General features: G+C 46.9%; 12 protein-coding genes and 1 other annotated feature. Of the genes, 2 read left to right on the forward strand and 10 right to left on the reverse strand.

The window, feature by feature from the left end:
• Nucleotides 1–33: 33 nt before the first annotated feature.
• The 4 genes from MKX40_RS19540 to MKX40_RS19555 form a co-directional block, all read right to left on the reverse strand.
• Nucleotides 34–204 carry a hypothetical protein gene (locus tag MKX40_RS19540; protein ID WP_167350887.1) on the reverse strand — a complete coding sequence of 57 codons (171 nt, stop codon included), beginning with the start codon at nucleotides 202–204 and terminating at the stop codon, nucleotides 34–36.
• Nucleotides 205–320: 116 nt separating this feature from the next.
• Nucleotides 321–1016: a glutamic-type intramembrane protease PrsW gene (prsW, locus tag MKX40_RS19545; RefSeq protein ID WP_339235254.1), complete on the reverse strand. Its 696-nt coding sequence runs from the start codon at nucleotides 1014–1016 to the stop codon at nucleotides 321–323.
• Between the two features lie 43 nt (nucleotides 1017–1059).
• Entirely contained in the window at nucleotides 1060–1674 is a 615-nt protein-coding gene (locus MKX40_RS19550; RefSeq protein ID WP_076209900.1) for a genetic competence negative regulator, read from the reverse strand.
• A gap of 187 nt (nucleotides 1675–1861) precedes the next feature.
• Nucleotides 1862–2215, reverse strand: a complete 354-nt coding sequence (locus MKX40_RS19555) for a hypothetical protein (protein WP_339235257.1) — start codon at nucleotides 2213–2215, stop codon at nucleotides 1862–1864.
• 94 nt (nucleotides 2216–2309) lie between these two features.
• Here MKX40_RS19555 and MKX40_RS19560 point away from each other — a divergent pair, with 94 nt between their 5' ends.
• Nucleotides 2310–3203, forward strand: a complete 894-nt coding sequence (locus MKX40_RS19560) for a polysaccharide deacetylase family protein (RefSeq protein ID WP_339235259.1) — start codon at nucleotides 2310–2312, stop codon at nucleotides 3201–3203.
• Nucleotides 3204–3251: 48 nt separating this feature from the next.
• On the opposite strand, the gene MKX40_RS19565 is transcribed toward MKX40_RS19560, so the two are convergent.
• Genes MKX40_RS19565 through MKX40_RS19575 form a run of 3 tightly spaced genes read right to left on the reverse strand, consistent with a single transcriptional unit; the run spans nucleotide 3252 to nucleotide 5121 of the window.
• Complete coding sequence (locus tag MKX40_RS19565; RefSeq protein ID WP_339235260.1) at nucleotides 3252–4052, reverse strand: metallophosphoesterase; 801 nt, start codon at nucleotides 4050–4052, stop codon at nucleotides 3252–3254.
• A 26-nt stretch (nucleotides 4053–4078) separates the two neighbouring features.
• A complete protein-coding gene (locus tag MKX40_RS19570) occupies nucleotides 4079–4531 on the reverse strand; it encodes a hypothetical protein (RefSeq protein ID WP_339235262.1) in 453 nt (150 codons plus the stop codon).
• Entirely contained in the window at nucleotides 4528–5121 is a 594-nt protein-coding gene (locus MKX40_RS19575) for a type II CAAX endopeptidase family protein (protein WP_339235264.1), read from the reverse strand. The genes MKX40_RS19570 and MKX40_RS19575 overlap by 4 nt, the downstream gene beginning before the upstream one ends.
• Before the next feature lie 335 nt (nucleotides 5122–5456).
• Nucleotides 5457–5687: a binding site (T-box leader), on the forward strand.
• 199 nt (nucleotides 5688–5886) lie between these two features.
• On the opposite strand from MKX40_RS19575, the gene serA reads away from it, so the two are divergent.
• The gene (gene serA / locus MKX40_RS19580; protein WP_253438670.1) at nucleotides 5887–7482 is read left to right on the forward strand and encodes a phosphoglycerate dehydrogenase; all 1596 of its coding nucleotides are present in this window, start codon (nucleotides 5887–5889) and stop codon (nucleotides 7480–7482) included.
• Nucleotides 7483–7687: 205 nt separating this feature from the next.
• On the opposite strand, the gene MKX40_RS19585 is transcribed toward serA, so the two are convergent.
• From MKX40_RS19585 to MKX40_RS19595, 3 genes are all read right to left on the reverse strand, one after another.
• Nucleotides 7688–12262, reverse strand: a complete 4575-nt coding sequence (locus MKX40_RS19585; protein ID WP_339235267.1) for a collagen-like repeat preface domain-containing protein — start codon at nucleotides 12260–12262, stop codon at nucleotides 7688–7690.
• Nucleotides 12263–12455: 193 nt separating this feature from the next.
• Nucleotides 12456–13853 carry an ATP-binding protein gene (locus tag MKX40_RS19590; protein ID WP_339243132.1) on the reverse strand — a complete coding sequence of 466 codons (1398 nt, stop codon included), beginning with the start codon at nucleotides 13851–13853 and terminating at the stop codon, nucleotides 12456–12458.
• A 55-nt stretch (nucleotides 13854–13908) separates the two neighbouring features.
• The gene (locus MKX40_RS19595) at nucleotides 13909–14625 is read right to left on the reverse strand and encodes a response regulator transcription factor (protein ID WP_017687664.1); all 717 of its coding nucleotides are present in this window, start codon (nucleotides 14623–14625) and stop codon (nucleotides 13909–13911) included.
• Nucleotides 14626–14721 lie beyond the last annotated feature (96 nt).

A 14721-nucleotide genomic window follows, 5' to 3' on the forward strand; every position in this document is an offset into this window, starting at 1 on the left:
GCAGGCTGCTGAAGTACCGTTTGGGTCCTGCTTTTAATTCAACTGAACCCCAGTTGCCATGCCCTCTTCTTCAATTTCGAACTGGTCTCTGTTATCACAGAGGCACTGCTTGAATCCCGTCTCAATTCGGCCCCGTTCTTTCTTGCCACGTAATGTAAAACGTTCACCACATTGTTTGCATCTGATTTTAATTTTAATTCTCATCACAGTTAATCTCCGTTTCTGTTGGTCATTCCCCGGAGTATATTCCACAAAAAATAAAAACACACCGGAGCCATAGGCGCAATATGCGCTTTATGTCCACCAGTGTGTCCGTATTTTTATAATTTAACCTCTTCCTCCCGCTTCACAAAACGAAAAGGAGAACGGTTATTGGCACGTGTGATTTTACCCATTGCCCCATACCACAGGCCCGCCATTAGCGGCGCTATAAACCATAACCAATAATTCACCATGGTGTTCATGATGACATCGTATAACGCATGCCAGAAAAAAGGTAACACAAGGGAAAGAACCAGGTACCACCGCTTTTTCTTGCCACCGATAAACTTGGCCTTGCCCATGTAATAACCCATGATTACCGCAAACATAGCGTGCCCTGATACAGGAAGCAACGCCCGGAGAAACATAGCTGAGACGGATGCATTCCCCGCAAAGGCATACAACACATTCTCAACTGTGGCAAATCCAAGCGAGACAGCAACTGCATATAAGATCCCGTCATACGGTTCATCAAATTCGGTGTGATTGTAGATGATATGATAAAGCACGAACCATTTGATGAATTCTTCCACGCCACCTGAGATCAGAATGGACTCAACATAAGGATTATCTCCGAGCCACATCATCATTCCACGCTGAATGATCATCACTGGCAATACCATGAGAATTCCCATGAGGAACACTCGCAATACCATATGAAGTGGCTCATAATCATAACGGTCTTTCAGGTAAAAGTATGTTAACAAGGCGAGACCCGGAGCAACTGCTGCCGCTAAGACCGAAAACAAAAGCACCGAAATTCCCTCCTCTGACTAAAGACGCGATTACAACTAGAGATTAATCCTGGCGTTTGAAGTGGGTGCAGATAACATCAATCGCTTGTGCAGGAATAACAACTTTACCATACTCTTCCATAACTGCCGGAGTCACTGAGGAGCCTTCACCAAATTCAGCAAGCAAGGCAATCAATGCCGCATGTTTGGTGGAATCAACCTCATCTGGCTCCAAATGCAAGAACCACTTGTCTTTATAAGAATAAAGTCTCCCAGCATCCGTAACATGCTGACGCAACATATGTGCAGCTTCAATGAGCACTTCAAAGTCCTTGAACGCATAGACGATGGAATCGCTTTGCTCGAGTGTAACTTCCATTTCATATACTTCTTCAGGAAGATCATCTTCATGACCTGAACCATATTGTTGCGGATCATATTTTCCACGTGTGACAATGACAACCATCCCTTGAGCGGGAAGTGCGAATACTTCGACAGCGAGTGGACCCGTGGCATCAAATCCAAGTTCGGAATAGGCCTGATCCATCATTTCAGTGAACAGTTCATGAACCTTAGGTATTTCCTGCCACATATCTTCTTTTTGTATTCCGCGCTCGCTCAGATCGTCAAAGGTCAGGAAAATCCGTATCTTATCGTGACTTAGTCGTTCTATTTTCATACAGGATCTCCCCTTTATAAGCAAGTCTTATAACAGATTATGAAGCACAAAACAATATGTGCTGAAAATAAATCTATGTAGTTATGTTATCATTTTATACCTCTAAATGCACGAAGTAAAATCGACAAAAAAAGAATCATTCCACAGCCAATCAAGACTGTGGATGATTCTAATTGGAGGTTTTGGTTTATAAACCCGGTACTGTTGTGTTTGTTTGGCTTAAAATTTGCTCAACTTCATGCTTCACATCTGGATTAGTGCGAATAAAATCTTTGAGCATACTCATATTCGCTTCTTTTTCCTGCGGTGTGATTGCTCTTGCGCTCTTTGCCACTGGATTTTTGTGTGATTCGCCATGTTGATTTTGCTTGCTTGTGAAACCATCCATACCCGGGAAAGTCATCTCCATCATCTTATGTTTTGCCTGATCCATCATGTTTCGTGATGAACCCGATGACATCATGGGCAATTTGCCTTTGGACAGCCATGAACTGGCTGCAACACCAATCACAATGCCCCAAAAAAAGGATGACGTCTTCATTACACCAACCTCCTTCAAGTGTTAAAATCATATTTAGTGTTTGCGGTAGTGAGCAATCTCATTCCGCATAAATACAGGAAAGCGAGTTGAAATCATGTTCAGACATACAGCCTCCCTGATTATTGCTGCAAGTTTGCTGCTGTCAGCCTGTGGGGTAGCCGAAGAAAAAACATCAGAAAATTCCACATCAGCAGGCGAATCCACCACGATTCAAGAAGAACAAAGTAATTCTAACCCCGCTGAAACAGGAGAATACGGAACCAGTGCCCCTGAACTCTCAGCGAATGATACAACTGTGACTGAAGAAGAAACCGAATCTTCGGGGAAGGTTTCTACAGAAGAGAAAGTGGAAAAGACCTATCATATGAATGAAAATTATTATATTAAACCGAACGATGATACAAGCCAAAGCAAAGTGGTCTTGTTAACGTTTGATGATGGACCCAAAGAAGAAAAAATGATTACTTCACTAATCGACACTCTTGATAAACACAACGCCAAAGCGATATTTTTCGTCAATGGATATCGGGTGAAAAGTCATCCGGAATTGCTCAAACTTATCCACGAACGAGGTCAGATTGTAGGCAATCATGCCTGGGATCATGAGGATCTCAAAAAAATGTCTAATGCTGAAGCGGCAAAACAGGTTACAGATGTCCAAAAAATAGTGAAGGATACCATTGGTGAAGAACCGCAATTCTTCCGCCCACCTTTTGGATCGGGTAATGATGCACTGAAAGCTGCTGTGAAGAAAAATGGCATGTTATATATGACATGGTCTAATGGTTCCCTTGATTGGGATAAAAGCACCAAAGACAAACCGGAAAAAGTCATTCAAAATGTAATGGACCAGTTAAATCCAGGAAGTAATATTTTGATGCATGAATTGCCATGGACGGTTGAAGCATTGGATGAGTTACTGACCAAGCTCGAAAAGAAAGGCTACGCATTTGTCGATCCGCGTGCAATCGAATTGGAAGCTCGTTAAATCCTTATTTCTCGTATGTGTAAAGTTAAACAGCCTTGATCCAATGGATCAAGGCTGTTTCTCTGTAAGTGCTTTTTCCGCGGGCGCTCTTAATGTGATGATATGCATCTCCGCAGGACAACCTAGTCGGAGAGGAAGATGATTCGTACCGTATCCTCTGCTGACCAGCATTTTACCTTCTTGATGAACGTCCTCCGGATTGCGCTTCAGGGAGTACCACCCATTCGATATGGGACGATACGCTTTACTAAGGAAAACGGGTCCAAAAAATGGTAATACCAATTGCCCGCCATGTGTATGACCACTTAAAATAAGATCTGCATTTTGCTCCAAGCGAAGGGCCTGCAAAGGATCATGAACAATCGCAATTTTGCAAAAACTGTCGCCGATCTGCTCTAACAATTCATCGCCCTGTCTGGAACGATAATCTATACCGATCAGGCTTAATTTGTCGTTGCCCCTTTGTAGATATTCCACATTATCCTGCAAGAGCTGAACGCCCGATTGCTGAAGAATACGAGCAAGTTGAGCGGTACCAGCCCGCTTGTCATGGTTGCCATACACGGTAAAAGAAGGAGCAATGTTCGATAAGAGTTTCATATTATGTCTTACTAGAGACCATGAGATTCCTCTTTCCGCAACATCCCCACCGATCAGAACCCAGTCCACCTTGTTTTTAAAGTTTTCCAGATCCTTCTGCTTTAGCTTGCGCTTATGAGTGTCGGATACATACAAAATCATGGCCCCATCAAAGGATGTTGGCAGATGAGGAACTTCGACCTCTTCTTCAATCAATTGATGAACATGGGCTTGACGCCACATATGAGAGAGTAGCAAAATTCCAATCAAAATGACTAATCCTGCGAGTAATAACATTACCACGGCAAGGGAAGGAACGTATTCAGAGCGGGGGCCCCTTTTACTCCCCACCAAACCAGACTAATCGTTAACATGACAAAAATAAAAATGAGTGAATTGACAAACCTCTTGCTCAATTTTAAACGACGTGAAGGATGTAATTCTGTCCGTGTAGGAAGCGAACCCGCTTCGGGGATCGATTCTTCTGTCGATTTTAGCGTTTTTTTGGAGCGTGATGGTGCCCTTTGAGGAAGTACTGGACTTTCCAGCTTTTCTGTATAAGGCTTGCGCTGTGATCTAGGTAAAGTAACGGAAGTAATTGGTGTAATTCCGCCAACCTCAGCAGCTGCTGCTGTTTCAGCAACGATGCTTACTTGAGAAGCCATCTCTCGCTCGGATGTCTCTTTTTTATCCGATTGACGATGGCGCTGACTGCCATATGTCTTCATTCTACTTAATGGCTGATTCATGATCCCCTCCGAAAACGTATCGCTAATCCGGACACCAAATCAATAATAAAGTGACATAATATAGGCGCCCATAATGTGCCGGATTGCAGGTAAATCCAACCCAATCCATAACTTGAGACAAACACCCAGCCTGTTGGAATCCAGTGGCGCAAATAACGAATGTGGATAACTGCAAATAAAATACTTGTCCAGTAAGGACCGATGGCATGTTGAATGGCTCCACGGAATAATAATTCCTCACACACAGCAACAATGGCTGCTATACATACAATGTGCCAGATCGGACGTCCACGGAACAACATCTCGTTAATTCCACCGTCATCCATGCTTTCCTGAGGTATAACATACGACAGTACCAAGTCCATAACAAGCATAATGCCAGCAAGACCAAGACCCCACCATACAAATTGGTAATTGTCAGGCCATGCGAGTACATCTAACAAGTTTCGTTTTTGCAATAAGATCCACACAACTCCGATAATCAGTGTCAGACCTTGAGTAAAGTATAGATTGATTAAAAGCAAACGCTCGGTGAGCTGCTGTGGCTCAGCCTTCTGAATCTTGAACTTGGGAAACTTGAATTTTTTCATCGGATGCGTCTGTCCTCTTGAGTTAAATTTGATGGATAACAATTACGTTGTCCAATCGGATAGTATACTAAATCATAGCCAAAAAACCAAATAGGTTCAAGGCCTGCCCCAAGTCCTGGTTTTACGTCAGTGACATTACTTCATTAAAGCAGTAAAATCCGGTTCACCAAACAGCTTACATTCCATCTTCTTGTAGTAGATAGAATAAGGAATGCATTGCTTATGGTGTCTTGGTATAGGTAAGAAGCGAAAGCCATCTGCGAAACAATTTAAAACATTTAAGCCTATTGACATGCTCATGTCAGCCATGATACATTATGAAAAAATTAGTCACGTTAAACACGATGATGGAAAAAAGACGTTGCTTCGTCTTACAGAGAGCCGATGGTTGGTGTGAATCGGTGGCAGGCAAATGGTCTTGAGCGCTCCTGAGTTATTGCATTGAAATTGGAGTAGGTGCAATCGGTTTAGACCCGTTATCCTCTTCGGTCTTCATTGACCGCTAAGACTGTCGTTGCGAAACGGCGGTGAATTAGGGTGGTACCACGACAACTCTCGTCCCTTATTGCGCAAGCAGTATGTGGATTGAGAGTTTTTTGATTTATTTTAATGGATATCTGTGGAATCACTCTATTTCCTTCACCTTCCCCCTCTGTTGCGACACCGCGTTGTTGGGCGGAAGAATCAATCTGGTTTTAAGGAATACCTCTTCCCTGAGGTCAAACCTTGACGATATAGATACACATACCTAAGGAGGAAGAAACCATGTACAAAGTGTTAGTGTCGGACCCAATCAGTGATCTCGGTATCCAGCAACTGGTGGATGCAAATGATGTTGTTGTTGAGAAGAAAACCGGTCTTAGTGAAGATGAACTTGTTGCCATTATTGGTGATTATGATGCCCTCTTGGTTCGTAGCCAGACTCGTGTTACAGATCGTATTATGACGGCGGGTACCAACCTTAAAGTGATTGGACGTGCAGGTGTTGGTGTAGATAACATTGATCTGGAAGCTGCTACACAGCGCGGGATCATCGTTATTAATGCACCTGATGGCAATACCATCACAACCTGTGAGCATACGTTTGCCATGATGATGGCATTGGCACGACACATTCCTCAGGCATACGCCAAGACTATTCAGGGTACGTGGGATCGTAAAACCTTCCTGGGTGTGGAATTAAGAAATAAAACGCTAGGTGTACTGGGTATGGGACGAATCGGTAGTGAAGTTGCCAAACGCGCCAAAGCTTTCGGAATGGACATCCTTGCATACGACCCGTTCCTGACGGAGGAGCGTGCCGAGAAGCTGCAAGTGAAGCTGGCTAGTGTAGATGATATCATTCGTAATGCGGACTTCATGACCGTTCATACGCCATTAACACCGGAAACACGGCACATGATTTCACGTCCACAATTCGAAGTTATGAAAAAAGGCATGCGTATCATCAACTGTGCTCGTGGTGGTGTAGTTGACGAGATGGCACTTGTGGAAGCAATTGACGAAGGCATTGTTGCTGGAGCAGCATTTGATGTATTTGAAAGTGAACCACCTGCTCAGGACCATCCATTCCTGAATCACCCTAGCATCATCGTCACACCTCACTTGGGTGCATCGACTGTTGAGGCACAAGAAAACGTGGCAATTGACGTTTCTGAACAGGTTCTTCACATTCTGCGCAATGAACCTTTCAAGAACGCAGTTAACATGCCAGCTGTTGCACCAACCGTAATGAACAAATTGCAGCCTTATTTCAAATTGGGTGAAACATTGGGAAGTTTTGCAGCACAGATTACACAAAATGCAGTGCAGGAGATCCGAATCGACTATGCTGGCGAACTTTCTGAAGTAGATACATCGCCTCTTACGCGTTACATTGTGAAGGGTATTCTCGCCAGACATTTGGGTGGGGAAGCCAACATCGTCAACTCCATGCATTTGGCCAAAATCCGTGATCTGAATGTGGTTGTAAGCCAAACCTCTGCAACCAAAGGATTCACTAACCTGATTACTGTAACATTGGTTACAACTCAGGATGCTGAGGAACGCCGTGTAGCAGGTACATTGCTTGCAGGTTATGGAGAACGTATCGTTCGTCTGGACAAATTCCCGGTAGATATCGCTCCGGAAAGTCATCAAATCTTGATCTCACATAACGATAAGCCAGGTATTATCGGTCGTGTAGGAACACTGCTTGGACAAAACGATGTCAACATCGCATCCATGCAGGTTGGACGTAAGATTATTGGTGGTGCAGCCATCATGATTCTGACCGTAGATAAAGCTGTGCCAAAAGACGTGCTTGTGCAGCTTGCTGCGCTGCCTGAGATCAATACTGCTGTTGAAATCGTGCTGGAATAATCATACGTATTATAAATGTAAAAGAAAAGACGGGACCATCATGGTTCCGCCTTTTTTTGTCCCGAATTAAATGAAGTTTTCATTTACATTTTCAAGTTAAATTTGATAATGGTGAGTGATACTTCTGGCCGTGCACTTTCGGTTGCCCCAAACACCTGTTGTTTGATTGACCACTAGTGATTCATCTTAAGACGTTATCAGACGATTAACTTAACTGAATAATATTTAGTGTAGATCCTGGAGGAGAAAGAATAGCTGTGCCAATAAGCCCGAATAATTGTAACTGTATTGTTGAACCAGCCGTAACGGTAACCATAAAGTCAGACTGAAGCTGACTGAGAGAAAGTGCTGGAGATACTACACTCGCTGGAATAGCTGTACCATTAAGTAAAACCCGAGATTGAATAGCAAGTGCAGCTGTCAGATTTATTTTGTATGAGATGTAGTAACGACCTGCGTTGGCAAGTGTGAAGGTGTCATTTGTCCCATTGACGGTTATACCTGTGCCGATATTTTGGTTATTCGGCAATGGAACGAGTGTACCTCCCAATATTACAACAATCGTACCATTAGTGTTCTCAGCAAAAGCAGAGTTAGATGTTACAGATGTTCCGGTTGCACCGGTTGCACCGGTAGCTCCTGTTTCACCAGTCGCACCCGTTGGTCCGGTACTTCCTGTTATGCCGACTCCCGTGGCTCCGGTTATCCCTGTCGCTCCTGTTCCCCCAGTTGCGCCCGTTGGTCCAGTGCTTCCCGTTACACCAACTCCTGTCGCTCCTGTTTCACCAGTGACACCCGTTAGTCCGGTTGTACCTGTAGCCCCTGTAACCCCAGTCGTTCCGGTCGCCCCTGCAAGACCCGTTACTCCACTTACTCCCGTTTCACCAGTAGCACCCGTTATACCGGTACTTCCTGTTATGCCGACTCCTGTGGCCCCGGTTATCCCTGTTGCTCCTGTTTCACCAGTTGCACCCGTTGGTCCAGTGCTTCCCGTTACACCAACTCCTGTGGCTCCGGTTATCCCTGTCGCTCCTGTTTCACCAGTCGCACCCGTTGGTCCAGTGCTTCCCGTTACACCAACTCCTGTGGCTCCGGTTATCCCTGTCGCTCCTGTTTCACCAGTGGCACCCGTTGACCCGGTACTTCCTGTTATGCCAACTCCTGTTGCTCCAGTTAACCCTGTCGCTCCTGTTTCCCCTGTCGCACCCGTTGACCCGGTACTTCCTGTTATGCCGACTCCTGTTGCTCCAGTTAACCCTGTCGCTCCTGTTTCACCAGTGGCACCCGTTGGTCCAGTGCTTCCCGTTACACCAACTCCTGTGGCTCCCGTTATCCCTGTCGCTCCTGTTTCCCCTGTCGCACCCGTTGACCCGGTACTTCCTGTTATGCCGACTCCTGTTGCTCCAGTTAACCCTGTCGCTCCTGTTTCACCAGTGGCACCCGTTGGTCCAGTGCTTCCCGTTACACCAACTCCTGTGGCTCCCGTTATCCCTGTCGCTCCTGTTTCCCCTGTCGCACCCGTTGACCCGGTACTTCCTGTTATGCCGACTCCTGTTGCTCCAGTTAACCCTGTCGCTCCTGTTTCACCAGTGGCTCCCGTTACTCCCGTACTTCCCGTTACACCAACTCCTGTGGCTCCCGTTATCCCTGTCGCTCCTGTTTCCCCTGTCGCACCCGTTGACCCGGTACTTCCTGTTATGCCAACTCCTGTTGCTCCAGTTAACCCTGTCACTCCTGTCTCACCAGTGGCTCCCGTTACTCCCGTACTTCCCGTTATGCCGACTCCCGTGGCTCCAGTCACACCTGTAGCTCCTGTTTCACCAGTGACACCCGTTTCTCCGGTACTTCCTGTTACGCCGACTCCAGTGGCCCCCGTTATACCTGTTGCTCCTGTTCCACCAGTGACTCCGGTTAGCCCTGCCGTTCCCGTCGCTCCTGTTTCCCCGGTTGCACCGGATGCCCCTGTGTCTCCAGTACTGCCGGTTACGCCAACTCCTGTGGCTCCCGTAACACCCGTTGCCCCTGCGCCCGCGAGCAACGTAAAATCCGGTGAAGTCCCTGGCGTTCCCGTTGGTGATGCCACATTCGCGATATACGTACTTCCATTAAACGTTACGACCTGACCGACTGGATACGTCGGCGCAACTGCTGGATCGAACGGCACCACTCCCGTGAGTCCTGCACCCGTAACACCCGTTGCTCCGGTATTCCCTGTCACTCCAGCTCCCGTTGCACCTGTCACACCTGTTGCTCCCGCACCCGCAATTAATGTGTAATCTGGTGATGTACCCGGTGTGCCCGTTGGAGTTGCAAGATTGGATATATACGTACTGCCATTAAACGTTACTACTTGACCCGCTGGATACGTTGGGGCTACGGCTGGATCAAATGGCACAAGGCCACTCAAACCTACGCCTGTCGCTCCTGTTACACCTGAAGTCCCTGTAACGCCGGTACTTCCCGTTACCCCAACTCCGGTGGCTCCGGTAACTCCCGTCGCTCCTGCGCCTGCAAGCAACGTATAATCTGGCGACGTGCCCGGCGTTCCCGTTGGTGAGGCTACATTGGCAATATACGTACTGCCATTGAACGTTACTACTTGACCCGCTGGATACGTTGGGGCTACGGCTGGATCAAATGGCACGAGGCCACTCAAACCTACGCCTGTCGCTCCTGTTACACCTGAAGTCCCTGTAACGCCGGTACTTCCCGTTACCCCAACTCCGGTGGCTCCGGTAACTCCCGTCGCTCCTGCGCCTGCAAGCAACGTATAATCTGGCGACGTGCCCGGCGTTCCCGTTGGTGCAGCTACATTGGCAATATACGTACTGCCATTGAACGTTACTACTTGACCCGCTGGATACGTTGGGGCTACCGCTGGGTCGAATGGTACGATACCACTCAAACCTGCACCTGTCGCTCCCGTTACACCTGAAGTCCCTGTAACGCCGGTACTTCCCGTTACCCCAACTCCGGTGGCTCCGGTAACTCCCGTCGCTCCTGCGCCTGCAAGCAACGTATAATCTGGCGACGTGCCCGGCGTTCCCGTTGGTGATGCCACATTCGCGATATACGTACTCCCGTTAAACGTTACAACCTGACCAACTGAATATGTTGGAGCCACGGCTGGATCGAATGGCAAAATGCCTGTTAGTCCTGCCCCGGTTGCTCCCGTTACACCTGAGGCACCTGTGGCTCCTGTAGGTCCTGCTCCTGCAAGCAATGTATAGTCTGGCGAAGTCCCTGGAGTACCCGCAGGAGAAGCCACATTTGTTATATACGTACTGCCATTAAAGGTAACAACCTGACCGGTTGGATACGTTGGAGCTACTGCAGGGTCAAACGTAACTGCACCATCAAGCCCTATGCCCGTAGCTCCAGTCGAACCTGTAACTCCAGAACCTGCTAGCAGTGTATAATCTGGTGAACTGCCGGGTGTACCTGTTGGTGATGCCACATTGGTAATATAAGTACTTCCCCCAAATGTGATGATCTGTTCAGCGGGATAGGTTGGTGCTAATGCCGGATCGAATGGCACGATACCACTTAAACCTACGCCTGTGGCCCCGGTTGCTCCTGTCGTTCCTACGCCCGTGTCTCCCGCAGCCGCAAGCAGCGTGTAATCCGGGGAGCTTCCTGGTACTCCTCCAGGACTTGCAACATTCGTAATATAAGTACTCCCGTTGTACGTAACAACCTGACCGGTTGGATATGTCGGGGATTGAGCCGGATCAAAAGAAGTTATTCCAGTTAGGCCTACACCAGTTGCACCGGTGTCCCCCGCAGCCGCAATTAATGTATAATCCGACGAAGTTCCCGGTGTTCCTATAGGACTGGCAACACTTGTAATGTACGTACTCCCGTTATACGTAATTATCTGACCGGCTGGATAACCCGGGGCAAGCGCTGGATCAAATGCTAATGCACCCGTTAAACCAGCTCCGGTTGCTCCTGTAGCTCCGGTCGTTCCTCCCGCCAACAAAAGAGTGTAATCCGGGGAACTCCCGGGTATACCCAAAGGACCGTTTACATTAGCAACATAAAGATTCCCCTCATAGCTTACTACCTGACCCTGAGCATATGTCGGTCCAAGTGCTGGATCATATCCGGTAATATTGTTTAAACCTACACCAGGTGCTCCTGCCGGACCCTGTGCTCCCTGTGGGCCAACTGGTCCTACTGGGCCGATTGGTCCAATTCCTCCTGCCGGTCCAGTAGCACCTTTCACCCCGGGAACACCCGGAACACCTGGTACACCTGGTACACCTGGTACTCCTGGAACTCCCTGTGGGCCAGTTGGTCCGGTAGCTCCTCCGTTTCCAAGAGTTGTCGTCGCCCGACTTAAGGATAACGATATCGAACGGATTAACCCCACGAATTTATCTTTTTCTACAGGTGGCACTTCAAGAAGTAACGTCACACTCAATAAATCATCTAGTAAATGTTGCAAGTTACCTGCGAGATTAATTAAAGGAACAGGAATAACCTCTGAGCCTGCAATCGTTAATTCCAGTACTGCTTGTAATTCTGCTTTTACCCCGGCACGAAATCCGGATTCATTTACAAATGTAAGTAACGGGCGTAATCCATTCTGTAATGCTAGTATATTGGCTGAAGTCGGCTGGCCGAGTGCAGCTGGAATAGTCACAGCGAGAGAACGCAGTATGGATTCAAATTGCTCCAGTTCTTTAGTGGTTATAGGAATAAACGGAGAGCCCGCTCTAAAAGATCTGCCTTCCAGAAAAGCTTTAATATTGACCCTTTTTCGATCATCGGACATGCTTAACTCAATCCTCCTCTATCTTGCTTGCTTTTCAAGCTTATGTAACATAGGAAGGAAAATTATCTTGGACACTCTTTTTAGTCAAAAATAAAAAAAATCATGTTCCACGTTGAACAAGATTAAACGGTACTCTTCAACAAAAAACACCCTCCGTAAGAGGGTGTTTCCGCACTTTTTGTATGAAATCAGGCTATTTCGATGAATCCAAGGGAAATTGTAAAATAAACTCTGTTCCTTCGCCAAGCACACTGTTGACGGTAATCATGCCTTGATGCGCATCAACAATATTTTTCACAATCGCTAACCCAAGCCCTGTACCTACACTTTCTCCCCGAACACGAGCCTTGTCTGCTTTGTAGAATCGTTCGAAAATAAATGGCAAGTCGGATGAAGGGATCCCTACACCCTGATCCTTCACTGAAACTCTAACGAATGGCGCACGAAGATAAGTGACCCGCTCTGCCGAGATCATTACATTTTTGCCAGTCGGCGTATGCCTGAAGGCATTATCCAGCAAATTCGTAAAGACTTGCTCAAGTCGATCCTCATCTGCCTGTTGAAGTTCAATGGTTGGCTGTTCACATTCGAAGTGCAGTTGAATTCCCTGTTCTTTCGACCGCACTGAGAACTTCCGGTATACACGCTCAAGTAGTTCCCCAAGGTCAACTTCCTTCATCACCATGTCCGTGTGTCCAGCTTCCATCCGAGCCAGATCAAGTAAGTCTTTGACCAATCTGCCCATTCGCAGGGACTCATCATGAATAACCTGGATAAGTTCTTCGCTCTCTTCCGGTGAGGTTGCCATACCGTCCAGTAGGGCTTCACTGTAACCTTGCATCATGGATAGCGGAGTTCGTATTTCATGAGATACATTAGCCACAAAATCACGCCGCATTTTCTCCAAACGCACTTCTTCTGTTACATCTCTCAAGACAGCCACAGCGCCTCTGACAACACTGTCAGCATACAACGGTGCCATCTGGACAGACCAAACGCCTTGCTGTACATGAACATTGGAGTTCTGATCCCCACCTTGCTCCATCACCATTCTGAACAATGGAAGAAGGGGCTCAGGTACATCACGTGAAGACTTGTCAAACTGTTCAGAATCTTTTCCTTCGTCCACTTTCGCCCAATCCAGATCATACCAAGTCTGCATGATCTTCTCTCCTGGCGGATTCGTCAGAATAACTTTGCCTTCACCATCAAATGTAACCACCGCATCGGTCATGCTTCGAAGCACACTAGCCAAATGTTCCTTCTCATGGTTAAGGTTTCGAATATTATCTTCCAGTTGGGCAGCCATATGATTAAAAGTATTGGCCAATTCACCAATCTCATCACTCGTTACCAGGGAGAGACGTGTTCCGTAGTTGCCTTTGCGAATCGCATTGGCTGCCTGAATCAATTGCTGCATAGGCTGCGTTATTTTGGTGAATAGGAACAATGCAAAAAAGGTAGTTAAACTGAATCCGATAATACAGATATAGGTGAACAACCGTTTAATATCTCTGGACTCGGATTCTGCAAAGTTCGTATCAATGTAGGGCAGCAAAAAAAGACCCAGCGCTATAAGTACACAACCCACAAGGCAGATAATAGTGATCCATAACTTCCCGACCAGCGATCTCCAGAAACTTAAACTACTTCGGTACTTCCAGTTTATAACCGACACCCCACACCGTCGTAATCATGGCCGCCGACTCTGGCGATACCTTGTTAAGTTTCTCGCGAAGACGCTTCACATGCGTATCCACGGTACGAAGATCGCCAAAGAACTCGTAGTTCCATACATCTTTGAGCAATTCTTCTCTGGAGAACACTTTGTCGGGAGATGTTGCCAGGTAGTGCAACAATTCATATTCTTTTGGTGTAAGGCTAATCTCTTCACCACCAGCCGTGACCCGGTGGGCATCATGCTCAATAACCAAATGTGGGAACACGATGTTATTACTCGAATTGCTCTCCTTCGAGAGATAAGCTGTCGCGGAAGATCGACGCAAAATCGCTTTGACACGATAAATCACTTCACGCGGACTGAATGGTTTTACTACGTAGTCATCAGCGCCAACTTCGAAGCCTTGAACCCGGTTAATCTCTTCACCTTTGGCAGTGAGCATCAAAACCGGCGTTGATTTCACCTGACGAAGACGGGTACACACTTCAACTCCATCCATACCCGGTAACATCACATCAAGCAAAATCAGTCCGTAGTCCCCTGCTGTTGCTTTACGCAGCGCAGTTTCCCCATCCTCAGCTTCATCAATTTCATAACCTTCTTTTTCGAGATACATTTTCAAAAGTCTGCGGATTCTCTCTTCGTCATCCACGACCAGTATTCGATTCTCATGTTCAGCCATGCCTCTCCAGCCCCTTTGCAATAACTCCTGATCACTTCTATTATGTTCGATCTGGCGAACAATATTTGAATACCCTTCAATAAAAAGGTACGTTTG

Origin of the sequence: Paenibacillus sp. FSL R5-0517 (genome assembly GCF_037974355.1) — a bacterium.
Taxonomy (GTDB): domain Bacteria; phylum Bacillota; class Bacilli; order Paenibacillales; family Paenibacillaceae; genus Paenibacillus.

Coding starts and splice junctions, on each gene's coding strand:
- MKX40_RS19560 (WP_339235259.1), top strand. CDS start 2,310: ATGTTCAGACATACAGCCTCCCTGATTATTGCTGCAAGTTTGCTGCTG.
- MKX40_RS19585 (WP_339235267.1), bottom strand. CDS start 12,262: ATGTCCGATGATCGAAAAAGGGTCAATATTAAAGCTTTTCTGGAAGGC.
- MKX40_RS19540 (WP_167350887.1), bottom strand. CDS start 204: ATGAGAATTAAAATTAAAATCAGATGCAAACAATGTGGTGAACGTTTT.
- MKX40_RS19570 (WP_339235262.1), bottom strand. CDS start 4,531: ATGAATCAGCCATTAAGTAGAATGAAGACATATGGCAGTCAGCGCCAT.
- MKX40_RS19575 (WP_339235264.1), bottom strand. CDS start 5,121: ATGAAAAAATTCAAGTTTCCCAAGTTCAAGATTCAGAAGGCTGAGCCA.
- MKX40_RS19555 (WP_339235257.1), bottom strand. CDS start 2,215: ATGAAGACGTCATCCTTTTTTTGGGGCATTGTGATTGGTGTTGCAGCC.
- MKX40_RS19550 (WP_076209900.1), bottom strand. CDS start 1,674: ATGAAAATAGAACGACTAAGTCACGATAAGATACGGATTTTCCTGACC.
- MKX40_RS19595 (WP_017687664.1), bottom strand. CDS start 14,625: ATGGCTGAACATGAGAATCGAATACTGGTCGTGGATGACGAAGAGAGA.
- serA (WP_253438670.1), top strand. CDS start 5,887: ATGTACAAAGTGTTAGTGTCGGACCCAATCAGTGATCTCGGTATCCAG.